General features: G+C 57.8%; 18 protein-coding genes. 10 read left to right on the top strand and 8 right to left on the bottom strand.

The genetic code is table 11. From position 1 onward, the window contains the following. Window positions 1-9 precede the first annotated feature (9 nt). The 6 genes from BMZ40_RS00355 to BMZ40_RS00330 form a co-directional block, all read right to left on the bottom strand. Window positions 10-1,035 (bottom strand): DHH family phosphoesterase, encoded by a 1,026-nt coding sequence (locus BMZ40_RS00355; RefSeq protein ID WP_092189866.1) that lies wholly within the window; start codon window positions 1,033-1,035, stop codon window positions 10-12. A 7-nt stretch (window positions 1,036-1,042) separates the two neighbouring features. Beyond that, window positions 1,043-1,552, bottom strand: coding sequence for a bifunctional adenosylcobinamide kinase/adenosylcobinamide-phosphate guanylyltransferase (locus BMZ40_RS00350; RefSeq protein WP_092372171.1), 510 nt, complete (start codon window positions 1,550-1,552; stop codon window positions 1,043-1,045). After that, window positions 1,545-2,255 carry a cobamide remodeling phosphodiesterase CbiR gene (cbiR, locus tag BMZ40_RS00345; protein WP_143075493.1) on the bottom strand — a complete coding sequence of 237 codons (711 nt, stop codon included), beginning with the start codon at window positions 2,253-2,255 and terminating at the stop codon, window positions 1,545-1,547. Before cbiR ends, BMZ40_RS00350 begins: the two co-directional genes overlap by 8 nt. 5 nt (window positions 2,256-2,260) lie before the next feature. Further along, the gene (locus tag BMZ40_RS00340) at window positions 2,261-5,347 is read right to left on the bottom strand and encodes a UvrD-helicase domain-containing protein (protein WP_092372169.1); all 3,087 of its coding nucleotides are present in this window, start codon (window positions 5,345-5,347) and stop codon (window positions 2,261-2,263) included. After that, window positions 5,344-6,450 carry a sensor histidine kinase gene (locus tag BMZ40_RS00335; RefSeq protein ID WP_177192937.1) on the bottom strand — a complete coding sequence of 369 codons (1,107 nt, stop codon included), beginning with the start codon at window positions 6,448-6,450 and terminating at the stop codon, window positions 5,344-5,346. The genes BMZ40_RS00340 and BMZ40_RS00335 overlap by 4 nt, the downstream gene beginning before the upstream one ends. 532 nt (window positions 6,451-6,982) lie before the next feature. Beyond that, on the bottom strand, window positions 6,983-7,738 hold the full coding sequence (locus BMZ40_RS00330; RefSeq protein WP_092372167.1) for a MogA/MoaB family molybdenum cofactor biosynthesis protein: 756 nt from the start codon (window positions 7,736-7,738) through the stop codon (window positions 6,983-6,985). Window positions 7,739-7,895: 157 nt separating this feature from the next. On the opposite strand from BMZ40_RS00330, the gene rfbA reads away from it, so the two are divergent. From rfbA to BMZ40_RS00290, 8 genes are all read left to right on the top strand, one after another. Next, the gene (rfbA, locus tag BMZ40_RS00325; RefSeq protein ID WP_092372166.1) at window positions 7,896-8,768 is read left to right on the top strand and encodes a glucose-1-phosphate thymidylyltransferase RfbA; all 873 of its coding nucleotides are present in this window, start codon (window positions 7,896-7,898) and stop codon (window positions 8,766-8,768) included. Window positions 8,769-9,139: 371 nt separating this feature from the next. Beyond that, window positions 9,140-11,374 carry a vitamin B12-dependent ribonucleotide reductase gene (locus BMZ40_RS00320; protein WP_092372165.1) on the top strand — a complete coding sequence of 745 codons (2,235 nt, stop codon included), beginning with the start codon at window positions 9,140-9,142 and terminating at the stop codon, window positions 11,372-11,374. A 12-nt stretch (window positions 11,375-11,386) separates the two neighbouring features. Beyond that, window positions 11,387-12,676 carry a GAF domain-containing sensor histidine kinase gene (locus BMZ40_RS00315; protein WP_092372164.1) on the top strand — a complete coding sequence of 430 codons (1,290 nt, stop codon included), beginning with the start codon at window positions 11,387-11,389 and terminating at the stop codon, window positions 12,674-12,676. Window position 12,677: 1 nt separating this feature from the next. Next, a complete protein-coding gene (locus tag BMZ40_RS00310) occupies window positions 12,678-13,865 on the top strand; it encodes a response regulator (RefSeq protein WP_177192936.1) in 1,188 nt (395 codons plus the stop codon). Then, entirely contained in the window at window positions 13,862-14,542 is a 681-nt protein-coding gene (locus tag BMZ40_RS00305; protein WP_092372162.1) for a cell division ATP-binding protein FtsE, read from the top strand. Before BMZ40_RS00310 ends, BMZ40_RS00305 begins: the two co-directional genes overlap by 4 nt. Continuing rightward, window positions 14,539-15,411 carry a cell division protein FtsX gene (locus BMZ40_RS00300; RefSeq protein ID WP_177192935.1) on the top strand — a complete coding sequence of 291 codons (873 nt, stop codon included), beginning with the start codon at window positions 14,539-14,541 and terminating at the stop codon, window positions 15,409-15,411. Before BMZ40_RS00305 ends, BMZ40_RS00300 begins: the two co-directional genes overlap by 4 nt. Before the next feature lie 19 nt (window positions 15,412-15,430). Continuing rightward, window positions 15,431-17,101: a dihydroxy-acid dehydratase gene (gene ilvD, locus BMZ40_RS00295; RefSeq protein WP_092372160.1), complete on the top strand. Its 1,671-nt coding sequence runs from the start codon at window positions 15,431-15,433 to the stop codon at window positions 17,099-17,101. Then, complete coding sequence (locus BMZ40_RS00290) at window positions 17,101-17,826, top strand: class I SAM-dependent methyltransferase (RefSeq protein WP_092372159.1); 726 nt, start codon at window positions 17,101-17,103, stop codon at window positions 17,824-17,826. The genes ilvD and BMZ40_RS00290 overlap by 1 nt, the downstream gene beginning before the upstream one ends. A gap of 4 nt (window positions 17,827-17,830) precedes the next feature. Here the strand turns inward: BMZ40_RS00290 and BMZ40_RS00285 are convergent, their stop codons facing one another. Together BMZ40_RS00285 and BMZ40_RS00280 are read right to left on the bottom strand one after the other, a co-directional pair. After that, on the bottom strand, window positions 17,831-18,592 hold the full coding sequence (locus BMZ40_RS00285) for a class I fructose-bisphosphate aldolase (RefSeq protein WP_092372158.1): 762 nt from the start codon (window positions 18,590-18,592) through the stop codon (window positions 17,831-17,833). A gap of 18 nt (window positions 18,593-18,610) precedes the next feature. Continuing rightward, complete coding sequence (locus BMZ40_RS00280) at window positions 18,611-19,855, bottom strand: NOL1/NOP2/SUN domain family protein (protein ID WP_092372157.1); 1,245 nt, start codon at window positions 19,853-19,855, stop codon at window positions 18,611-18,613. A 75-nt stretch (window positions 19,856-19,930) separates the two neighbouring features. Here BMZ40_RS00280 and BMZ40_RS00275 point away from each other — a divergent pair, with 75 nt between their 5' ends. Then, window positions 19,931-20,851 (top strand): RluA family pseudouridine synthase, encoded by a 921-nt coding sequence (locus BMZ40_RS00275; RefSeq protein ID WP_177192934.1) that lies wholly within the window; start codon window positions 19,931-19,933, stop codon window positions 20,849-20,851. Next, complete coding sequence (locus BMZ40_RS00270; protein WP_092372156.1) at window positions 20,848-22,404, top strand: ArnT family glycosyltransferase; 1,557 nt, start codon at window positions 20,848-20,850, stop codon at window positions 22,402-22,404. Before BMZ40_RS00275 ends, BMZ40_RS00270 begins: the two co-directional genes overlap by 4 nt. Window positions 22,405-22,510: the final 106 nt, after the last annotated feature.

Here is a 22,510-nt window from a genome sequence, read left to right as displayed (position 1 = left end):
CGGGGCCGGTTATGAGGCCCCGTTCGGTGCTGTCTCCAGCTCTTTCTTCTTTTTCTTCACATCCGCGCCGCCATGCAGGCGCTCCCACACAAACTGGCTGGCATGCTGACAGCCCAGCTTCTCCATGGGAATTTCGGCCCGAGCCATGGACTTGTGTCCTCCGGCCGAACCCACATCGCCAAAAAGGCGCTTGGCGAACTTGCCCATGTCACGTCGCAGGCCGTCGCCGCGAAACACGACAACGAGCTTGTCCTCGCTGATGCCGCTGATCATGGTCGTGGACAGCCCGTGCACGCGCAGGAAAAAATCGGCCAAGACGACCAGAATGTCGGAAGAATCGACCTTGCCCATGAAGATGGTGATGGTCTTGCCGGTGACGCGCATCTTGCGGAAAGCCTGGGTAAAGTACTTGAGCCACTCCAGGCGAAATTCCGAGCGGATGATCTTGTGCAGCAGGGGCTTGTTGTAGAACTTCGAGAGATAGCGAAAAGCCTTCATGTCGTTGTCATGAAACTCGCGCTCGAAGCTCTGCGTGTCGGTCTTGATCCCGTACAAAAGGGCGGTGGCCAGCAGTTTCCCCGGACGCAGCCCCAGATTGTAGAGATACTCGGTCATGATGGTCGCGTTGGAACCGTACTCGGACACGATCTCGACGAAATCGGCCTCCACGGGCGTCCCCGCGACCTTGGGATGATGGTCGATGACCACGGAAAAATGGATGTTCGCGAAATCCGGGTGGTGGTGCGGCTGGGAATCGACCAGCGCAAAGCGGTCGTACTGGGCCAGAAGAAGCGGGTTGAGCTTCTTGGTCGCGATGCGCAAAAGGCGGATCATGGCCAGATTGTCGGGCCGGGTGATCTCGTTGACGTGGGCGATGGCGACCTGCTCCACACGACCGGCGAGGATGCGCTTCAAAGCCATGGCCGAGGCCAGGGCATCAGGATCGGCATTGATGAGGATCAGCCAGCGCTCATTTTTATTCAGCAATTCTTGAAGCTTGGCTAGCTTCGGATCCAGCTTTCGAAAATAGGCCATGACCTTCTCACTTGAGTTTTTGGGCCAACCCGGCAACGACCAGATACACACTTGTACTGACACTGGCAATTTCACGGTTGAGTTGGCCCAGATCACGGGCAAATGCCCGTATTTCGCCATCGAATGCAAGAGGCCCAAGGCCCATTTCAGTCGAGACTAAAATCAGATTTCCGCCTTCGTGAAACTGAAGGCAGGCAAAAAACTCCTCTCTCTTGCGCCTGGCGTCTTCCCGGCTTTGACCCGCCAGCGAAAACATCCAGAAATCAAGGCTGTCCACCAGGACGCTGCCGCCAAGGGGGGCCAGGGCTCCAAGCGCGCCTGCCAGGTCGGTGTCCACTTCCCGCACCGCTATTTCCGCATCCCGGCTCAGGCGATGGGTAATGATCTGCCGCCGAAAGGCAAGGTCCCGGGATTTCCCCGTGGCCACAAGCGTCCAGGGGCGCGGCCCCCGGCACAACAGCTCAAGCCCGAAATCGGATTTGCCGGACTTGTTGCCCCCAAGGATCAGATCAATCATGATGCAAACCCCACCCAAGCAGCCAGGATTGAAGCAGATTCAGGGAACGCCCGAGCTCTTCAAGAGAAAAGATTTCAACCACCAGCGTTTCATCTCCCTTCAGACGCAACAGGATGTCGCGCAACTGGTTCGGATCGGGCAACCGGTCAAGGCCCGCATGCCCGCGCTCCGATTCTCCGCCGTAAATGTGGAGAATACGCACGCGCTCGAAAAATCCGGGCAGATCCATCACTCTTTCCTGCCCGTAACTGACCATGTGCCCCACATCCAGGCAGACACCGAGGCCAAGGGCGCCTATCTCGTCCCAGAGCTTGCAAAGATCCCCCTCGCGCGTGTTTTCCAGCCAGAGTTTGGACGACAGGCTTGGCCTGTGCCGCAGCAGTCCGGAAAGATCCCCGGGCTCGGGAGGATGGAGCACATAACCGCGTGGGCGCAGAAAGGCAATTTTTTGCTCAAGAGCGAAAATGACGTCGCCCACGGCGGCCGGACCGTCCTTCCAGGGCAGGTCGAGGGGCAGATGGGCATGATAACCAAGGCCAAGTCCGGGGAGATCCGCGGGCAGATCAAGCTCGTCGTACTCCAGGCAACCGCGAGTCTCAAGAAGCATGAGCGCGACCTCCCCCACCATGGAGGAAAGTGCCCGGCAATTGGGCCCGACCCGGTCGGGAATGACGCAGGATGGGGCAGCCAGTCGAAAGCGCATGGGAGTCAAAAGAGGCTCAGCTGCCGTTCATTGCGGCGCACATGACGCTTGATGGCACTCTTGCGCAGCATGTCCTGGGGCAAACGGCGCACCAGGGACGACAGGGCGAGTTTCAGGGTCTTGCCGAAAACGCGCCGGCTGGCGCAGTGGCTGAGAAAGAGCATGGACTTGGCCCGGGTCAGGCCGACGTAGAAGAGGCGGCGTTCCTCGTCCATGTCGAGCACGTTGTCGTCGCCGGGCTTGCCAAGGAGCATGTCCATCCCCGCAAAGGGCAGGATGCCCTCTTCAAGGCCGGGCAGGAACACGACCTCGAATTCAAGCCCCTTGGCTCCGTGCATGGTCATGATCTGCACTTTCTGCGCCTTGGCCCTGATGGCGCAGAGCTCGGTTTCAAGCCTGACCATGTTCAAGAGCCCGCGCCAGCCCGAGCAGACCTGGAAGGCCTTGACCAGATCCACGAAAGCCCTGCTCTTCCAGAACAGCGCGTCAAAAGGAGGAGTTGCGGAAAAATGGACGGCCATGGCCAGCGGGCCCTTCTCGACCACGTCCTCCGGACAGGACGGGATCTGTTCGTCCAGGGCGTCTGGCAGTCCGAGCACGTTTCCGGCAATGCGCAAGATGAGGTCCACCCGCGCATCGACGAAAAACGATTCCTGTTCGGGCACGGAAACGGGTATTCCCGCACTTTCGAGAGCCTTGGCGATGGGCGGGATGAGGGCCTTGAAACGCACCAGAACGGCGATGTCGCCGAGGGAAATGTTTTTTCCCTCGTGCGTGTCGGCCTGCCAGTGCCCCGTGCCTCCCAGAAGTTCGCGCACCCGCCCCGCGATCCAGCCCGCCTCCTGTTCGGCGCCCTGGGCTTCGAACAGCACAAGGGACGCCGACAGGGATTTCCGGGCCACCAGGGTCTGCCTCTCCGTGAAAAGATGCGCCGCAAGGCTCAGGATCTGCTGCGCCGAGCGGTAATTGTGAACCAGTCTGATCCTTTTGAGATCCGGCCAAAGATCACGCAGCCTAGCCTCGACATTGCGCACCGCGCCACGAAATCCGTAAATGGCCTGGTTCGGGTCCCCGATGGCAAAAAAACCCCGCCCGCCCTGGGAGCAAAGCATCGTGACCAGTCCGAGCTGCAGGGCGGAGAGATCCTGCACCTCGTCGATCAGAACGTGATCGTAGTCCGGAACGCATTGGCCAAGCTCCAGGTGTTCAAACCAGAATTCGAGCAGGTCGGTGTAATCGACCAGATTGAAGCGGACCTTGTCGTCCAGATAGCGTCTTGTGTGTTCGCCAGGGATGCGCACCCCGTCTTCGCGGGCCAGGGACTGCTCACTCCACGCGGTCCTTAGCTCCTTGCCCTGCAGATCGGGATTGGCCGCCGCGAAAAGCCTGCGGCTGCTCTCCTCGGAGAGAAGGATCGGGGCCTCGCCCATGACGGAGGTCCAGTATTCAAGCCCCAGTGCGTGCAGGGTGTCGGTCTTGGGCAGCACGGGCAGGCCCGGACAAAGCCGCTGCAGGCGGTCTTTCAACTCCCGCGCGGCCTTGCGGGTGAAGGTCAGGATCAGCATTCGCGACGGATCGGCGCCCTGTTCGAGCAGGTGCCGCACCCGGCCCATGAGGGTCTGGGTCTTGCCCGTGCCGGGACCGGCCAGGACCAGCACCGGCCCGGGTCCGGCCAGAATCGCGGCCATCTGCATTTCATTGGCCGCCAGGGCCGTGTCCTCCGGCAAGGGGGGCGTCTCCGCGCTGGTCTTTCGCCAGCGCTGTCCCAAGACCTCCGGCGGCCCGGACCGGGCGGCCATGGACAACATGCGTCCGTGTTTGAATTCGAGCAGTTCCTGAGGAGCGAACATGGAAATGCGCCCATACTCGCCGTCATAGCCCGAATGCCTGTGCACCACGCCCTGACGCATCCTGCGCACCGCCTCTGCCAAAACAGCGGAGGAGCGCCGCAGATCTTCTTCGGGGACGCTGCGCAATATGTTGAATTCGGAACCGAAATCCCGCACCAGCTGATTGTACATGCCAAGCACTTTCTTTGTGCCGGGGCCCACTCCCAGAATTTCCGAAAGGACTTCGGTCAGGGGTACCAGGGACGAAAATCCCGGATGATGGGCGGGACGCACGGGCAGATCCCGGTCCGAGAGGGCAAAGATGCGATTGAGCACGCCGATTGTCAGAGGTTTGCCGCAGACCGGGCAAAGCCCGCGATGCACTGCGGTCTCCTGGGGTTCGAGCATCACCCCGCATTTGCGGTGGCCGTCAAGATGGTATTTCCCTTCCTCGGGATAGAATTCAAGGGTGCCTTCAAAACGCGTCGTCTCGCTCTTGCGTCCCAGGGCGGCGCGAATGCCCGCAAAAGACATTTCCCCTGAAAAGACATTGACTTCCCGTCCCAGTTTTTCCCCGGAATGGGCATCGGAATTGGACACCAGGGTAAAACGGTCCAGGGCGCTGACCATCCAGTTCATCTCGGGATCGGAAGACAGGCCGGTTTCCAGAGCGAAGATTTCTCCACTCAAATCCTCGAAACAGTCTTCGATACGATCAAAGCCCGACTTTGAGCCAAAAAGGGAAAACCACGGAGTCCAGATATGGGCGGGGATGAGATAGGCCAGCGGATCGGTTTCAAGAACCATTTCGAGGAGATCATGCGCATCGAGCCCGAGAATGGGGCGGCCGTCCGAGGCGAGATTGCCGACCTGAGCCAGGCGTGTGTTGAACCTGACGGCTGCGTCGATGCTCGGCATGAAGACCAGATTGTGAATTTTTCGGACCTTGCCCCTCTTCTTGTAGATGGAGCTGATTTCAGTGCAGAGCATGAAACGGATGTGCGCCGTGTTCATGTTCCCGGAATACCAGGGCAATTCCTGTTCGAGCGCCCTGTCGTCGCGCAGGCGCAGCAGTCCGCTTTCCTCGGCTTCGAGCTGTTCGGTGATGATGTCCATCCAGCCCGGATGGGTGAAGTCGCCCGTGGCCAGAATGTCGATGCCCTTGATCCCGGCCCAGGCGACCAGATTTCTGGGTGTGAGGTTCTTGCTCGTGGCCCGGGAAAATTTGGAATGAATGTGCAGGTCGGCGATGAAATTGTTCACGTTGTATCCTGGGGATCCTTTTGGGTCCGGAAAAAGGAGAGGTCCTGAACCAGCACGGCCCGGGTTCCTCCAGAGGGAATATTGACGAGATCAATGAATGTTCCATTCTGAGCCGCGAGCCTGCGGGCGATGGCCAGGCCTAGCCCCGAACCCACGGCCTTGCTGGTCACGAAAGGATCGAAACACTTGTCCAGCATATTCGGCGCCAGCCCCGGACCATTGTCGACGATGATCAGGGTTCTGCTGTCCTGCCCGTGCGTCTCACGGATGCTGATCTTCGGATCTTCCGTATTTTCAAGAGCCTGCAAGGCATTGACCAAAAGATTTATGAGGATCTGATGCAGCTGGTTGCGATCAAAATAAAACGGCTCGTCCCCGACCTCGATGTCGATGGCAATTCCAGGGTATTGCAGGCGAAGGGGCATGAGTACATGCTCCAGCTCCCTTGCCAGATCAAGGGCTTCCGGCTCGGGCGCCTTGGGGCGGGCAAAGATCAGAAAATCCTTGAGTAGAAAATCAAGCCGGTCGATATCTCGCAGTATGACCCGTGAGAGCCTGTCGGAAAATTCCTTTTCCAGATCATCCGAGAGAAGAAGCTGAAGACTGGTCTTGATCCCGGCCAGCGGATTCTTCATTTCATGGGCAAGGCCAGCTGCAAGTTCGCCGACGCTGGCCAGCTTCTCCATTTCCTTGACCTGCCGTTCGAGCCTTTGCACTTCGGTAATGTCGGAAAAAAGAATCATCCAGCCCTGATTCTCGGGCAATTCGGTGATCTTGAACCCGAAAACCAGTCCACGTTCATTGCTTATGACCATGTTCCGACGCAGACAGGCAAGTTCACGATCATTCCAGAAGGGAAGAAATTCCGGGAAATAGACATCGAATCTGGTGCCGATCATCTCATTGCGATCGTGTCCGGGAAGCCAGTTCAGGGTGCGTTGATTCACGGTCGTGATTCTGCCTTTATCATTCAAGACCAGAAGTCCTGCATCGATCCAGTCGAAAACGCGGTATTTTATCTCCTCGGCTTTGCGCAGGGCTTCTTCCTGCTCGATGATCCTGTATAAAAGCCGATTCTCCGCCGTGCGGCTCAATTTGACCAAAGAACTGACCAGAATGAGCGCCAGCGTCAACAAGCTGTAGTTATAGGCAAGGTCGGAACCGCGAATGTGAGTCTGAGCCCAATAGTGTGGAAAGTAGAATTGAAAACAGGAGATGATGAAAAGAAGAATCCAGACGAGAAATGAGGATATTATTATGGTTTTAAAACCGATTATCCGTCCATAGAAAAAAAGACATAATATATAAAGAAAAACAAATGCGCTAAATGATCCACCAGTTAATACAACCCACCAAGTCGTTAAAAAAATGTCTGCGAAAAGTTGAATCCTGAATAACAGAAAAGAACCAATGAATCTCTTTGTTGCCAGCAGATATATGATACTTAATGAAAAACCGCTGATAAAAAAGAGAATATACTGAAAATCTCGATTTACTTCCAGTCTCATGCCTCTATCCGAGATATTGACGATCTCGGCCAAGGCCAAAAACAAAAGAAAGACCATGATCCCGAGACGGATCACGGAGAATTTTATGTAGAAATTTTTGAATTCGTCAGAAGGTTTCAGTTCAGGGTTATTGTCCACAATCCCTAGGATCTCCCTGTAGTTTTTCCACCGCATGCTTGAGCGCGGGCAAAATGGCGTGCAGATTTTCGCGCACGGCCTTGGGGCTTCCGGGCAGATTCACAATCAGGGAGAGGCCCATGACTCCGGCCACGGCGCGGGAAATCATGGCATGCGGGGTTTTGGCGAGGGAGGTTTGGGTCATGGCGCGTTCAAACCCGGGCAGGCGCTTGTCCAAAAGGGGCAGGGTCACTTCGGGGGTGATGTCGCGGGGGCCGACTCCGGTTCCGCCGGTGGTGAAGACAAGATCGAAGCCCTGGAAGAGGCAACAGTCCACAAGGGCTGCTTTCAGGATTTCAGGCTCGTCGGGAATGATCATTCCCCGGGCAAGTCCTATCTCCATGGCTTCCATGGCCGCGTCGCGAATGGCCGGGCCGCTGGCATCGACGCGCTCGCCCCGGGAACCCTTGTCGCTCAGGGTGATCCAGGCCAGGGAAAAACCCCGTCGGGACCGCGTGCATGAAAATTCTCCCGGTACGAACACGCCCTTTTCCTTTCGTGCAACCCAGGCGGGCATGAAGAGTCCATCTTCCCGGCAGAGCCGAATCCGGTTTTCAAGCTGCACGGAACAGTTTGGATCGTGAACAATGTCTCCGGCCCGCAGTTCCGCATCAGCATCGAACCAGCCGTGAATCAGCGGATGATCCAGCCCCTGACCAATGATCACCGTACCGGCGGTATAGGCATCCTTCCAGGTAACGTGCATGCAGGCCCCTTGTGCTTCGAATTATTTTTGTATTGACCTGTTTTGCCTACCAAAGCCCGACGCGGTTGTCATTACCGCAATCAGTCGACACTTGTCCGTGAAGTGGGTCTGGAGTAGTGCTTTGTTGTCTTGAAACAGCATCAAAAGGATCAATCCCATGAAAGGAATCATTCTGGCCGGAGGCTCGGGAACACGCCTCTATCCCCTGACTCTCGGCACCAGCAAGCAGCTTCTCCCCGTTTATGACAAGCCCCTCATCTACTATCCCCTCTCCATTCTCATGCTGGCAGGGATACGGGACATTCTCATCATCTCCACCCCTCAGGATCTGCCGCGCTTCAAGGACGTGCTCGGAGACGGCAGTGAACTTGGCCTCAAGTTCTCCTATATCGTGCAGCCCTCGCCCGACGGATTGGCCCAGGCCTTCATCCTCGGCGCGGACTTCATCGGTACGGACAGCGTCTGCCTCGTCCTGGGCGACAACATCATCTACGGCGAAGGCCTGTCCAAGGTTCTGAACAGCTGCGCCAGGCTCGACAAAGGCGGCATCGTCTTCGGCTATCCGGTCAAGGACCCGCAACGCTATGGGGTCGTCGAGTTCAACGCCTCGGGCGAGGTGATCAGCATCGAGGAAAAACCGCAAAAACCTAAGTCGAAATACGTTGTTCCGGGCATTTATTTCTATGACAACGAAGTCGTCGAAATCTCGAAAAACCTGCGCCCCTCCCCACGCGGGGAACTTGAGATCACCGATGTCAATCGCGAGTACCTGCGTCGCGGCAGCCTCAAGGTCGAATTGCTCGGCCGGGGATATGCCTGGCTCGACGCCGGAACCCACGAATCCCTGCAACAGGCGGGCAGTTTTGTTCAGGCCATCCAGGACAGGCAGGGGTTCAAGATCGCCTGCATCGAGGAAATCGCCTTTTCAAAAGGGTTCATTGATGCAGACCAGCTCAAACTGCTGGCCGCACGATTCAAAAAAAACGAGTACGGAAAATATCTCGACGAAATCGCGGATGAGTCTATTTAAATGTATATAAATCAGATTGTTGATAAACAAAGGAACACCTGGTGAAAACTTTGTTCCAAACATGTCCCCATGTTCCTTGTTTTTCAGGAAGCCCAAATCAGGCAACCTGAAAAACAATCAACCTGAAAATTACCAAACTATTAAGTCATAAATATTTCAGTATCTTAATAAAGAAACGCACATAATGTGCCCACTAATAATCCCAATAACCTAATCTTTTCTTTATTTAAGAGGCCTGAAAGACCTTGAAGATTGAACTCTTTTTCTCACGATTGAAGTCTGGGCCCTTCTCCAGTACAGAGAAAAACCGATCAAGAAGAATCAATTATTTTCGATAGCTATACAATAATTTCAAGGAAAGTGAGGTATCCATGGACGTTATGAAAATGCCGGCTGATCTGCCCGACGTGAATCTCAATTCCAACGCCGAGTTGGTGTTGAAAAAACGTTATCAGCGAAAGGGACTGGATGGGACGCCCATCGAGACCGCCAAGGAAATGTTCTGGAGGGTGGCGGCAAGCATAGCATCCATGGAAAAGAACTACCCCTCTTCGCCGTTCAAGACCAAGGATCTGGCCCGCACATTCTATACGTTGATGACGCAGTACGATTTTCTGCCCAATTCCCCGACGCTCATGAACGCCGGTACGGAATTGGGACAGCTGGCGGCTTGCTTCGTTCTGCCTGTCGGCGACTCCATGGACGAAATTTTCGATGCGGTGAAGCACGCGGCGCTGATCCACAAGTCCGGCGGAGGAACGGGATTTTCCTTCACTCGCCTGCGCCCCAAGGACAGCCGGGTCGGTTCAACCGGCGGCGTCGCTTCCGGGCCCATCTCCTTTCTCAAGATTTTCAACACCGCGACCGAGCAGGTCAAACAAGGCGGAACCAGACGCGGGGCCAACATGGGCATCCTGCGCGTCGACCATCCCGATATCCTGGAATTCATCCGAGCCAAGGAACGCGAGGGAGACCTCAACAATTTCAACCTGTCCGTGGCGTTGACCGAAAAATTCATGCAGGCCGTGGAACACGATGAGGAATATCCCCTTATCGCCCCGCAGTCGCAGGAGGTCATCGAAACGCTGAAGGCACGCGAGGTCTTCGAGCTTCTGGTGCGCAAGGCCTGGGAGAGCGGAGATCCGGGGATCATCTTCATCGACCGCATCAACCGCGACAATCCCAACCCCGACCAGGGCGAGATCGAGAGCACCAATCCGTGCGGCGAACAGCCCTTGCTGCCTTACGAAGCCTGCAACCTCGGCTCCATCAATCTGGCCCGGTTCGTGCTCGAAAAGGACGGCGGGATCGAGGTCGACTGGGACAGGTTGCGTGAAGTGGTGCAACTCAGCGTTCGCTTTCTGGACAACGTCATCGACGCTTCGGAATATCCGCTGGAACGCATCACGGAGACTGTGCGCAAGAACAGGAAGATCGGACTTGGCGTCATGGGCTGGGCCGATCTTCTCTACCAGCTTGGCCTGCCCTACGACAGCCGCCGGGCCATCGTGCTCGCCGAGCAGATGATGGATTTCATCCAGAAGGAATCAAGGTCGGCGTCGAAGAAACTCGCCATGGAGCGCGGACCCTTTCCGTCCTACGAGACCTCCATCTACAAGGAACAGAATCTGGGGCCCTATCGCCACGCCACGACCACGACCATCGCCCCCACGGGCACCCTGTCCATCATCGCCGGATGTTCGTCCGGGGTGGAGCCTCTTTTTGCCCTGTGCTTCGTGCGCCAAGTCATGGACGGCGAAAAGCTGACCGAGGCCAACAGCTTCTTTGTCAAGGCCTTGCACGATCAGGGCTGTTATTCCGAAAAGCTCATGGCCGAGGTGATCGAAAAGGGTTCGGTCCGAAACATGGAATTTCTTCCCGAAGAACTGCGCAGCGTCTATGTCACTTCCATGGACATCGATCCGCAGTGGCACCTCAAGATGCAGGCGGCTTTCCAGAAGCATACCGACAATGCCGTATCCAAGACGGTCAACCTGCCCAATTCGGCCACCCAGGAAGACATCTACAAGATCTACTGGATGGCCTACGAAGAGGGCTGCAAAGGCGTCACGGTCTACCGCGACGGCTGCAAGAGCGTGCAGGTCCTGTGCACCGGAGAGGGTCAGAAGGATGAAAAGGGCGATGACAATTGCCGTCCCATGGACCGGCCCGACATCGTCTACGGTTTCACGCAGAAGGTGCGCACCGGCCTTGGCGATCTTTATCTGACGGTCAACGAGGTCAACGGCAAGCCTTTCGAGGTTTTCACCACCATCGGCCGGTCGGGCAGATCCATCACGGCCAAGGCCGAAGCCATTGGACGACTGGTTTCCCTGGCGCTGCGTTCCGGGGTGCATGTTCGTGAAATAGTCAAGCAGCTCAAGGGGATCGGCGGAGAGCACCCGGTTTTTCAGAAAAAGGGCATGCTTCTCTCCATTCCCGACGCCGTGTCCTGGGTGCTTGAAAACAAGTATTTGCAGGGGACGACATCAAGCAGTTCCTACAAATCCCTGTCCAAGACCGAATGCCCGGAATGCACCACGGAGCTGGTCTTTCAGGAAGGGTGTTTTGTCTGTCCGTCCTGCGGCTTCACCAAGTGCGGCTGATCGGACAGGATCATGGAGCAGTCTAACGGGATAGAGCAGTTTCTGCGCAGCATGATGGCCATTCTGGCCAGCAGGGCCATGAACGCGGCCGAAAAACTGCATTGCGGCGGCATGCTCATCCAGACACGGATCAAAAGCCGCAACGCCTCGGTCATGCTGTTCGACGAGGACAAGCTGGAACTGAAAGTAGTGGCCGCCAGCAGAAAGGAGATAGTGGGGCTGACTCAGCCTCTCTCTCCGGAAAGCATCTCCGGGTATGTCTGCACGCACAAGGTGCCTCTTCTGATCGAGGATATTGAAACCGATTCCCGTTTTTGCTGCCGTAACGGCAACTACAAGACCAAGTCGCTCATTTCCGTGCCCCTGCTCTCCGATCAGGAACGGGTCATCGGGGTCATAAACGTTTCCGACAAGGAAGGCGGGGGGCCCTTCACCAAGTCCGATTTGTCCGCCCTCCTCGAATACGCGGGCTGGATCACTCCCCTGATCGAGAGCCTTGGCATGTTTGAAAGGCTGGAGGCGGAAAAGGAGCGGTATCAGGAATTGGCGCAGGAGCTTGAGATCAAGCAAAAAGAGCTGATCATCGCCTCCACCGAGCGCTCCGAACTGGTGCAGATGGTGGTTCACGATTTTAAAAGCCCCCTTTCGGCCGTCATCTCCAACATGGATCTGTTGTCGTATCTCGGGCCCAGCGAATCCCAGAAACCGATCATCGAGACGGCCTTCAAGGGAGCGAACAAGCTTCTGGAAATGATCGACGAATTCCTGCACATAGCGCGTGTCGATGAATGTCAGGAGCGTGGAGTCATCCCCTGCCCGGTCTCTTTTCTGCCCCTGGTGCATGAGCAGGTCGAAGCTCTCATGCCCTTGGCCCGTGAAAAGAACATGACCATCGAAAACCGGTGCGAGCTTGATGTTCAGGTTCTGGGCGATCCCATGCTGCTTGGACATCTGGTTCAGAACCTGATTTCAAACGCCATAAAGTATACGCCCGTGAATGGGCGGATCAGGGTGGGGATGGGCACCTGGGAATCGCGCAGAACAGCGGATCCCACGCATACGGTGCTCAAGTTCTGGGTCGAGGATGATGGCGAGGGGATCGAGGATCGCTACAAGGAATCCATTTTCGACAAGTTCGTACGCACGGAAAAATCAGTTGAAAGCGGGATAAAGGGAACCGGTATCGGACTTTTCATCTGTCGCAAGATAGTGAACATGTTTCAAGGCAAGATCTGGGTGGAGGATGTCACTCCGCATGGCAGCAGATTTTGCGTCATTCTTTTCATCCCCGAGGAAACTTGAGATGGACAAAAATATCACCGTGATGGTGGTTGAAGATATCCTGTCTGCCAGGGAGACGGTCTTGAATCTTTTGCGTGCCCTTGGGTTCACTCATTTTCTGGAGGCGGAGAACGGGGAGGAGGCTCTTGGAAAAATCAAGGAAGGCGTTCCCGGCCTGATCATTTCCGACTGGAACATGCCGAAGATGAACGGTCTGAACCTGTTGCGCGCTGTGCGTTCACGACCGGAAACTCCATACATACCCTTCATATTTCTGACTTCCAAATCCGAGGTGGAGGACGTGGCCCTGGCCTCGGACGGTGGCGCTTCGGCCTATCTGGTCAAACCCGTGACTATCAAGGCTTTGTCCGAGGCCTTGAACACGGTTTTCGATGGCGGCTTCGAACAGGATTTTGAACTGCTTAAGATTGAGATCCAGAATTTGTGCGCGGCAAAGGAACAGGCCAAGGCCCTCGATCTTTTGCGCCGCTTTGAACTGCTCTATCCTTCCCAGATGCAGAGAATACGGCTTGCGCATGTGCGGGTGATGATGGAATTTTCTGATTTTCCCAAGGCCGAGGAAATGCTTTGCGAAATTCTGGCCGCGAATCCGCTTTTCGCCAGAGGCTGGGAAACCATGGCCAAGATCCAGTGCTGGCAGGGAAAACCCGATCAGGCTTTGGCCGCCGTGGACAAGGCTGTCTCCATCAGCCCCAACAACACCGAATATTACATTCTGCGCGGCTCCATAAACTTGCACAGGGAAGATCTGCACGCGGCCCGGAATAGTTTCATGACGGCACTCAACATCGATCGCAAGAACGATCAGATCAAGCAGGACATCTGGAACGCCTATGTCGATCTGGACATGGTCGATGAAGTGCAGCGCGATTTCGGTTCGTATATTTTCTCATCCCTGACCTGCGACACTCTGAACAACATGGCCGTGGCCTACCGGCGCAAGGGTGAACTGGCCCGGGCAATAGAAATCTACCGCGCGGCGCTGTCCAAGGAACCCGACAATCCCAAGATTCTCTTCAACGCCGCCGTGGCCTATGTGAACAGAAAACAATACGGCAAGGCCAAGTCGCTTTTGGCCCACGCCCTGGGCAATGATCCTGATTTTGAAAAAGCCAAGGCGCTCCTGAAGCAAATCAGCGCCCATGAGCACAAACACGACGAAGCCGAGAAATCCGGGGACGAAACATGATCAGCATTTCCAAACTTTCCTACTCCTTCGGCAGGCAGCTGGCATTGAAGGACATAAATTTCTGCATGAAGCCCGGCGAGTTCGTCTTTCTGTGCGGCCCATCCGGTGCCGGAAAGACGACCTTCATGCGCATTCTGCACGGCTCGCTTCCGGTGCAACGCGGCAAGGCCGATGTGGCCGGCTATGATTTGAACACGTTGCCCGAGAGCCGCAAGCATTTGCTCCGCCGCGACGTGAGCGTGGTCTTCCAGGATTTCAAGATCCTGACCAACCAGACCGTTTTCGCCAATGTGGCCCTGCCGTTGAAGGTGCGCGGCATCGGGCAGCACATCATCGAGAAACGTGTCCGGGCGGTGCTCAGAAGCCTGCACCTCGATCACAAGACCGGAGCGCCCTGCGAGGAACTGTCCGGCGGCGAACAGCAGCGGGTGGCCGTGGCCCGGGCCGTGGTGGTCAAACCCAAGCTGCTCCTGGCCGATGAGCCCACGGGAAATCTCGACCATGAGCTGTCCATGCGCATGATGGATATTTTTCAACAATTTCATAAGTTTGGAACTTCAATCATGATAGCTACCCATAACCGTGAAATCATGGAACGCATGGCCGATGCGCGCATCGTGACTCTGGAGGACGGGGTCATGCGCGAAGGATGCGCCCAGGTCGGAGGGCGGCCATGAACGTATTTTTTCAGCTCATCGGGCAAGGCGTGCGGGACCTGTTCCGGGCTCCGTGGTCCCTGTGCATGACCATCGCGGCCATCACCCTGGTGTCCTTTCTGGGCGGGGCTTTTCTCATGCTCGTGCACAATCTCGATCTGCAGATCGGCAACAGGCAGGGCAATGTCCAGTTTCAGGTCTACTGGCAGGCCGATGTCGCCTCCGATGAATTGAAGGAGGTCTGGTCCGGTCTGTCCGCCATGGAGGGCGTGGTCAACGTGCGCACCTTCACCCCGGATCAGGCTCTTGGCGTGCTTGAGCAATCATTTCAGAAAAATGTGGATCTGGATTGGATGAAAGGCAGAAGCCCCCTGCCGCCGACGGCTCTGGTCGAATGCGATCTGCCCGCCAAAGACGGGAAGAAATGGGCTGCGGGCATGGTCAGGCGTCTTGAAGGCTTGCCCAAGGTCGAGAAAGTGACCTTCAATCCTCTGCAGGTCGATCTGTTGACCTCTTGGGTAGGATTGACCAAGATGGCTTTCTGGCCGGTGACCGGATTTTTGCTTGTTGTCGTCGGCCTTGTGGTGGGGAACACCATAAAACTCGCTCTTCTGGCCCGGCGCGATGAACTGGAAATCCTGCGCTTTGTGGGCGCAAGCCGGGCATACATACAGTTCCCGCTGCTCGTGGGCGGAGCCTTTCAGGGACTTTTGGGCGCAGGCCTCGCCCTTGGCCTGCTTAAGCTTTTGCACCACGGAATCGAGGACATGTTCAATGTTCCACCGCTGTGGATCACCATCTCCTTTTTGCCCCAGATACACAGCCTGGCCATTCTTGCCATTTTGGCGTCAGTTGGAGTTTTGAGCTCCCTTGTCGCTTTTCGCAATTAATCTACTCGAGGATCTCTCAATGAATCGTAGCGATAAAATGATCAAAGGTTTGGAAAAGGCACCGCACCGCTCCCTGCTTTTTGCCCTCGGCATGACCCGGGAGGAAATGAGGCGGCCACTGATCGGAGTGGTCAATTCGGCCAATGAGATTGTGCCCGGACACATGCATCTTGATATCATCGCCCAGGCCGTCAAGGACGGAGTGCGGATGGCCGGGGGCACGCCCATGGAATTTCCGACCATCGGTGTGTGCGACGGACTGGCCATGAATCATGAAGGCATGAAGATGAGCCTGCCTAGCCGCGAGCTTATCGCCGACTCCATCGAAATTTCAGCCACGGCCGTGCCTTTCGACGGGCTGGTTTTCATTCCAAACTGCGACAAGATCGTGCCTGGCATGCTCATGGCCATGCTGCGCCTCAACATTCCCTCTATCATGATCAGCGGCGGTCCCATGCTTCCGGGCAAGTTCGAGGGCAAAACCATCGATCTGATCACGGTCTTCGAGGGCGTGGGCAAGGTCAAGAGCGGCAGCATGACCGAAGCGGAGCTTGAGCGCATGGAAGAATGCGCCTGTCCCGGCTGCGGCTCCTGCGCGGGCATGTTCACGGCCAATTCCATGAACTGCCTGTCCGAGGCCCTTGGGCTGTCCCTGCCCGGCAACGGAACCATCCCCGCCCCGACCAGCGCGCGCATCCGTCTGGCCAAGGATGCGGGCATGCAGGTCATGAGCCTGGTCGAAAAAAACATCCGCCCGCGCGACATCGTCACGGAAAAGAGTGTGGCCAACGGCGTGACCGTGGACATGGCCCTTGGCTGTTCCACCAACACGGTCCTGCACCTGCCCGCGATTTTCCGCGAGGCCGAGCTTGATCTGACCCTGGACATTTTCGACAACATCAGCCGCAAGACTCCCAATCTTTGCAGGCTGTCTCCTGCCGGACCGCACCATATCGCCGACCTCCACGAGGCGGGAGGTATCCCGGCCGTCATGAACGAATTGGCTCAGAGCGGGCGCATCGACCTTGATGTCATGACCGTGACCGGCCGGACCCTTGGGGATAACCTGGAAGCCCTGAAGCCTGCCATTCTGCGGCCGGAGGTCATCCGCACCGTGGCCGATCCGTATTCTCATGAAGGCGGTATCGCCATCCTGAAGGGCAATCTGGCCCTGGACGGCGCGGTAGTGAAGCAGTCCGCCGTGGCGCCTGAAATGATGCAGCGCACGGGCGTCGCCCGGGTTTTTGAAAGCGAGGAAGACGCCGTGAGCGCGATCATGGGCAACAGGATAAAGGCCGGCGACGTGGTCGTCATCCGCAACGAAGGCCCGGTGGGCGGTCCCGGCATGCGCGAGATGCTGACCCCGACCTCGGCCATCTCCGGCCTTGGCCTTGGCGGTGAAGTGGCGCTCTTGACGGATGGCCGTTTCAGCGGCGGAACGCGTGGTGCGGCCATCGGTCACATCAGCCCCGAAGCGGCCGAAGGCGGGATCATAGGGCTGGTGCAGGAAGGGGACCGTATCAGGATCGACATCCCTGCCCGCAGCCTGGAGCTTCTGGTCGATGAGGCGGAACTTGAAAAGCGTCGCCAGAATTTCAAACCCTTTGCCAAGGAAATCCGTTCCTCCATCCTGCGCCGTTACAGCCGCATGGCTTCGTCCGCGGCCAAGGGAGCGGTGACCAAAATCTGATGCGTTGGAACCGGGAAAGCGCGGTCCGCTACGACAAATGGGCCGGAACCGTGCGGGGAAGTTTCGCCCTGCAGCAGGAAAAAAAACTGCTGCAGGGTGTTATCGCGCCCTGGCCCAGGCGCAAGCAGAAGCTCCTGGACATCGGCTGCGGAACGGGAATGTTTCTGGAGTTTTTCTGGTCCTGCGGGTTTGATCTGACGGGCATGGACAAAAGTCCGGACATGCTGGCCCGGGCCCGGGAGAAGATAGGTCATCGCGCAGATCTGCATCTTGGGAGCGCGGAGCATCTGCCCTTCGAAGACCGCGAGTTTGATTACGCCTCGCTCATGACCGTGTTCGAATTTGTGGAAGATCCGGCCCTGGCCCTGCGTGAAGCGGCGCGCGTGGCGCGCAAGGGGCTCTTGATCTGTTTTTTGAACCGGATGTCCCTGTACGGGCTGTCCGTTAGGCTTGAAAAAAGAAAATCCTCGCTCGGCGAGGCGCGCTGGTTCACCTGGCCCGAAATGCGCGCGCTGATCCAGAAGAATCTATCCCCGGGCGGCATCGAAGCCAGGTCCATTCTTCTGGGTCCGCCCTGCACCTGGAATTCCGCTCCGGTCATCCGCTATCTGAACAGCACGCCCGCCTTTCCATGGATGGGAGCCTTCACGGCGGTGCGCGTCGATCTGACCGCCCCCCGCGCCCAGACTCCCCTCATGGCCTGGAATACCGAACCCACCACCTAGCTCTCTATCCTTTTCCGTGCACGAGGTTGCAAATGTCTTCCAGGGCCTTGGCAGGGTTTTCCTGCTGGAAGACGTTGCGTCCAATGCACATCCCGGCCACTCCGGCATCCAGGCTTTCGCGCACCGAGCGCAGGAAGGATTTGAACTCGCCATTACGCGGTCCCCCGCCCATGACCACGGGCACGGGACAGGCCGCGATGGCCCGGGCGAAGCTCTGATTGTTTCCGCAATAGGGCACCTTGACCACGTCCGCACCAAGCTCTGCGCCGATGCGGATGCTGTGCGCGACCAGGGAAGGATCGTTCTCGTTCACGATCTGTCCGCCTCGGGCGTAGATCATGGCCAGCAGCGGCAGGCCGAGCTGGTGCGCCTCTTCCACGCAGGCGCCAAGATCCGAGAGCATGCGGTCTTCGAGGTCGTTGCCGATGTTTATGTGCATGGAGACCATGTCCGCGCCGAGTCGAAGCGCTTCCTGAACGGAGCAGACCAGGGCCTTGTTGTACGAGGGCAGGCCGTGCCGGGTTCCGGCGGAGAGATGCACGATCAGGGACTGGTCCAGGCGGATCTCCCCGGCGTGGGCCATGACCATGCCCTTGTGCAGGATCACGCCCTGGGTGGGCAGATGCCGCACTTCGCGAAGCAGACTGCCCAGATCTTCCAGACCGGGGATGTTCCCTTCGGAAATTCCATGATCCAGAGGCAGGATGATGGTTCGTTTGGATCCCGGATGAAAGAGGCGGGCCGCCTTGCGCAGGTATCCGATCATGATGCTCTCCTGTTTTTGTTATCGATCCGACCACAGGCAGCGATTGCCCTTGATCGTCAAAAAACCCAAGGGAAGTCCCTTGAAATAGAACGCGAGGCGTTTTCCCGGTCCGGACCATGGCAAACTTTGTCCGGACAGGAGTTCCCGAATGGTGGACACCTGTTCGAGGACCATGCTTTTTTCGTCCGGCCTCGGCGGAACGAACATGCGCAGCGTGGCGTCGGCCAGGATGGCATCCCCGGCGCTCTTGCCCACGGCGAAACCCTGCCAGCGGAGTTCCGCCGGAAGTTCCGCCGCCTGCTTCATGAGAAGGTAGATGCGGCCTCCCACGCGCAGGAAACAGTGCTCCGGGAGCCAGTCCGTGTCCAGTCCGGTGCGGGCCGAAAATTCCTGCCTTGAGACAAGTTCGCCGGGAAGTTCCGCCTTGGGCGCGCGAACGTTCCTTTCTTTTTGGCCCGGCTTCTTCAGGGCGGCCAGGAAAAATCCCTGTGCGAGGCTGCCCTCTCCGTCCACGAGCAGGCATCCCGGCAGGGAAGGTGCGAACCTGAATCCGGGGAATTCCGTCAGGGGCTCGGACACAAGATCCAGGTGTTGCGTGGCGAAACGGACCTGATCTTCATTTTCACGCTCATTTGTGGTGCAGGTCGAATAAAGGAGTCGCCCTCCCGGAGCAAGAAGCCCGGCGGCCTTGGTCAAAAGTTCCCGTTGCAGGGCTTCCAGCGGCGCTGTTTTCTCCCCAGCCCACATCTGGGCGGCCTTGGGGTTCTTGTCCACAGTGCCCCAGCCGCTGCAGGGCGCGTCGAGCAGAATGCGCGGCCATGAGTCATCCTGAAGGGGCAATGCCTGACCTTCATATTTGCAGGTAGCCACGTTATAGCAGCCAAGATGGCGCATGTTCACGCGCAGGGTGGCCAGGCGGTCCGGACTTGGCTCGTTGGCCAGCACCAGCCCTTCGGGCCCAACCAAGCTTGAGAGGATGCCGGTCTTGCTGCCGGGACTGGCGCAGAAGTCTAGCACGCGCTCCCCGGATTCGGGGGCCAGGGCCAGGGGCGGAAGCATGGAGGACTTGTCCTGAATGTAGATGTAGCCGAATTTGGCCGCGATGCTTCGGCCAAGCGGCATGGGTTCGGCGGTGAGGGTCCGCGCCAGGGCGAAGCAGGGCTGCGGCTCGAAGCGGAAGCCTTCGGCATGAAGCAGGGCTTCCACATCGTTGATCTGATCCTGTGCGCACACCAGCCTGAAAGAGCGAGTGGTATTTTTCATAGGGGGGTGGTTAAGGGCTTATTTGACAAGAGCCCCTGTAGCCATCAAGAAAGGGCCTGTCAAAGTGGAGGGTCCATGCAGTCGGAAAGGACGTCGGTTCAGGTGGTGGAGGTCGGGCGCGAGGAAAACGGCCGCAAGCTCATTTCCTTTCTGGAGGCACGGCTGGGCAGCCTTCCGACGGGTCTGCTCATGCGTCTGGTGCGCACTGGCCAGGTTCGCATCGACGGTCGCCGCTGCAAGCCTTTCGATCGCGTCCTTGCGGGCCAGATGGTGCGCGTTCCGCCCGTGAACGTGGAGCGCGTGGATAAGCTGGTGCGCGATCTGCCGGGGCTCCAAGTCGTGTTCGAGAACGACGAGATGATCGTGATCGACAAGCCCGCAGGGTTGCCCGTTCACGGCGGCACGGGCTGGACCGATTCCGTGCACGACCGTCTCAAGGGCTGTTTCGAAGGACAGGCCTTTGTGCCCGTCCCGGTGCATCGCCTGGACCGTGACACATCCGGGCTTCTGCTCTGCGCCAAGACCCATGATTTTCTGCGCTCGATGCACGCGGCATGGCCCACGCTGACCAAGGCCTATCTGTGCTGGGTGGAAGGGGTCTGGGAATCGACCGGCTGGCGGACCATCGTCTCGAAGCTGGCCAAGGCCGAAACGGGTCGCGGCGAGCAGGTGGTCTCCGGACAGGGCAAGCGGGCCGTCTCCCACGTGCATCCATTGCTTGGGGACGGGCAGAAAAGTTTGCTGCTGGTCGTTCTCGGCACCGGGCGCACCCATCAGATCAGGGTCCATCTGGCCGATCTCGGACATGCCATTGTCGGCGATCCCCGGTATGGTCGGGGCGGAGGGCTTTTGCTGCATGCAGCCGCCCTTTCCTGGCCCGGACACGAATTTTTTGTTCTGCCGTCCTGGCAGGGAGAGTTTCGGATAGAGCGCATTTGCGCGCAGGACATGAAGGATATTCTCGCAACCGCTCCCGCCAAGGAGGGGGCCATATGACCAACCGTCAAGAATCCGCATTGTATTGGGCTTTGAGTCTTCTTCTGATAACGGCGGCAACTCTGGCCAGATACTGGTTCGTGGCCTCGGGACAGCTCAATCTCGCGCCCGATGAAGCCCAGTATTGGGACTGGAGCCGGAGTCTGCAGTGGTCCTATTATTCCAAGGGACCGCTTATAGCGTTCATCAACTACGTGGGCACGGCCTTTCTGGGCGCGACGGAACTTGGCGTGCGCTCCGGCGCCATGATCGGGGCGCTGATCATGCAGCTGGCCGTGCTGGGTTGGATCGGCATCTATATGAAACGCATCCGGACCGCCTTCTGGACGCTTTTGGTGCTGAACACGACCATGCTTTTCATGGCCGGGGGCCTGCTCATGACCACGGACAATCCGCTCCTGGTCTTCTGGCTTCTGGGCATGATCTGCCTTGGCGTGGCCGTGGACAAGGGACATCTCGCGGCCTTCATCATGCTCGGGCTGTGCCTCACGCTTGGGATCACGGCAAAATACACCATGGTGCTCTTCATGCCCCTGGCTCTTGCGGCCGCGTTCTGGATCGGTCGCAAACAGGACATGCCCGCCCTTTTTTGGCCACGGCTTTTAAAGACGCTGGGGATCGGGGGAGTGGCCGGTTTGCTGCCCATCCTGATCTGGAACGCCACCAACGATTGGGTCGGGATCAAGCACGTCCTCTATCGTGGGGCCATGGCCGGGGACAAGGCCAAGATCTTTTTTGAGCTGAAAAACTTTCCCGAATATCTGGGCAGTCAGCTGGGCGTGGTCACCCCGTGGTGGTTCGTTTTTCTGTTCATCGGAGCCTGGTTGGTCGGTCGCCAGCTCTTAAAGAGCGATCAGGAGCCCGTGTTCCCCTGGCTTTCCCGGTCCATGGGCATCATTCTGACCGTTTTTTTCTGGCCCGTGTGGCTCTTTTTCCTGTTCTGGAGTCTGCACACCAAAGTCGAAGCCAACTGGTCGGCCACGGCTTACCCGGCGGGCATCATGCTCGCGGCCCTGGCCGTGGAGCGGTTCGTGCACCGCGATCCGCGTCCCAAATGGCGCTTCGCCTGGCCTGCCTTGGGCGCGGTCGTTTTCATCCTCTTGCATTTGCAGGGATTCATTCCCTTCGATAGTCCAAAGAATCCGGTGCACCGGCTCATGGGCTGGCAGGATCTGGGCGCGCAGGTGGCGCAGGCCAGAGATGAGCTTGGCGGGGAGGAAACCGTCTTTCTCTTCGGGAGCGAATACGGTGTCACGGCGGAACTGGCCTTTTACGTCCCGGGCCAGAAGCGGGCATTCTGCCTGGCCGGAGGGCGCAAGATGAACCAGTACGACCTGTGGCCCGGTCCGGACAGCGGGATGCAAAACGCGGTTTTTGTCTACAAGGGCGAAAAGGACAAGGTTTCAGACAGGGTGCTCCCTCTGTTCGAGAGCGTGGATGAACCGAGAGTGGTGGTCAGCTCTCACGGAAAACGCACCGGGCAGACGTTCACCATCTTCCTTTGCCGGGGCTACAAGGGCGTGTGGCCGGAGCAGGAGGGCCGTTCTTTTTGACGTAGCGGGGACCCTCTCCCCGCCGTTTTTTTTCCTTTGCGAGTCTAAAGCCGCCCCGGATGCAGAACGACCGGGGCGGCACATCGAAGGTCCGTACTCCAGGCGC

Origin of the sequence: Desulfomicrobium apsheronum, assembly GCF_900114115.1 — a bacterium.
GTDB classification, from domain to species: Bacteria; Desulfobacterota; Desulfovibrionia; order Desulfovibrionales; family Desulfomicrobiaceae; genus Desulfomicrobium; species Desulfomicrobium apsheronum.
Note: the sequence above shows the minus strand (reverse complement) of the source record. Positions and strands in the feature narration are given on the sequence as shown.

Excerpts from the sequence above, each read along its gene's own strand:
- BMZ40_RS00330 (WP_092372167.1), bottom strand. The coding sequence starts at position 7,738 with ATGCACGTTACCTGGAAGGATGCCTATACCGCCGGTACGGTGATCATT.
- BMZ40_RS00355 (WP_092189866.1), bottom strand. The coding sequence starts at position 1,035 with ATGGCCTATTTTCGAAAGCTGGATCCGAAGCTAGCCAAGCTTCAAGAA.
- BMZ40_RS00275 (WP_177192934.1), top strand. The coding sequence starts at position 19,931 with ATGCAGTCGGAAAGGACGTCGGTTCAGGTGGTGGAGGTCGGGCGCGAG.
- BMZ40_RS00320 (WP_092372165.1), top strand. The coding sequence starts at position 9,140 with ATGGACGTTATGAAAATGCCGGCTGATCTGCCCGACGTGAATCTCAAT.
- BMZ40_RS00315 (WP_092372164.1), top strand. The coding sequence starts at position 11,387 with ATGGAGCAGTCTAACGGGATAGAGCAGTTTCTGCGCAGCATGATGGCC.
- BMZ40_RS00290 (WP_092372159.1), top strand. The coding sequence starts at position 17,101 with ATGCGTTGGAACCGGGAAAGCGCGGTCCGCTACGACAAATGGGCCGGA.
- BMZ40_RS00300 (WP_177192935.1), top strand. The coding sequence starts at position 14,539 with ATGAACGTATTTTTTCAGCTCATCGGGCAAGGCGTGCGGGACCTGTTC.
- ilvD (WP_092372160.1), top strand. The coding sequence starts at position 15,431 with ATGAATCGTAGCGATAAAATGATCAAAGGTTTGGAAAAGGCACCGCAC.
- cbiR (WP_143075493.1), bottom strand. The coding sequence starts at position 2,255 with ATGCGCTTTCGACTGGCTGCCCCATCCTGCGTCATTCCCGACCGGGTC.
- BMZ40_RS00350 (WP_092372171.1), bottom strand. The coding sequence starts at position 1,552 with ATGATTGATCTGATCCTTGGGGGCAACAAGTCCGGCAAATCCGATTTC.
- rfbA (WP_092372166.1), top strand. The coding sequence starts at position 7,896 with ATGAAAGGAATCATTCTGGCCGGAGGCTCGGGAACACGCCTCTATCCC.
- BMZ40_RS00280 (WP_092372157.1), bottom strand. The coding sequence starts at position 19,855 with ATGAAAAATACCACTCGCTCTTTCAGGCTGGTGTGCGCACAGGATCAG.
- BMZ40_RS00305 (WP_092372162.1), top strand. The coding sequence starts at position 13,862 with ATGATCAGCATTTCCAAACTTTCCTACTCCTTCGGCAGGCAGCTGGCA.
- BMZ40_RS00270 (WP_092372156.1), top strand. The coding sequence starts at position 20,848 with ATGACCAACCGTCAAGAATCCGCATTGTATTGGGCTTTGAGTCTTCTT.
- BMZ40_RS00285 (WP_092372158.1), bottom strand. The coding sequence starts at position 18,592 with ATGATCGGATACCTGCGCAAGGCGGCCCGCCTCTTTCATCCGGGATCC.
- BMZ40_RS00310 (WP_177192936.1), top strand. The coding sequence starts at position 12,678 with ATGGACAAAAATATCACCGTGATGGTGGTTGAAGATATCCTGTCTGCC.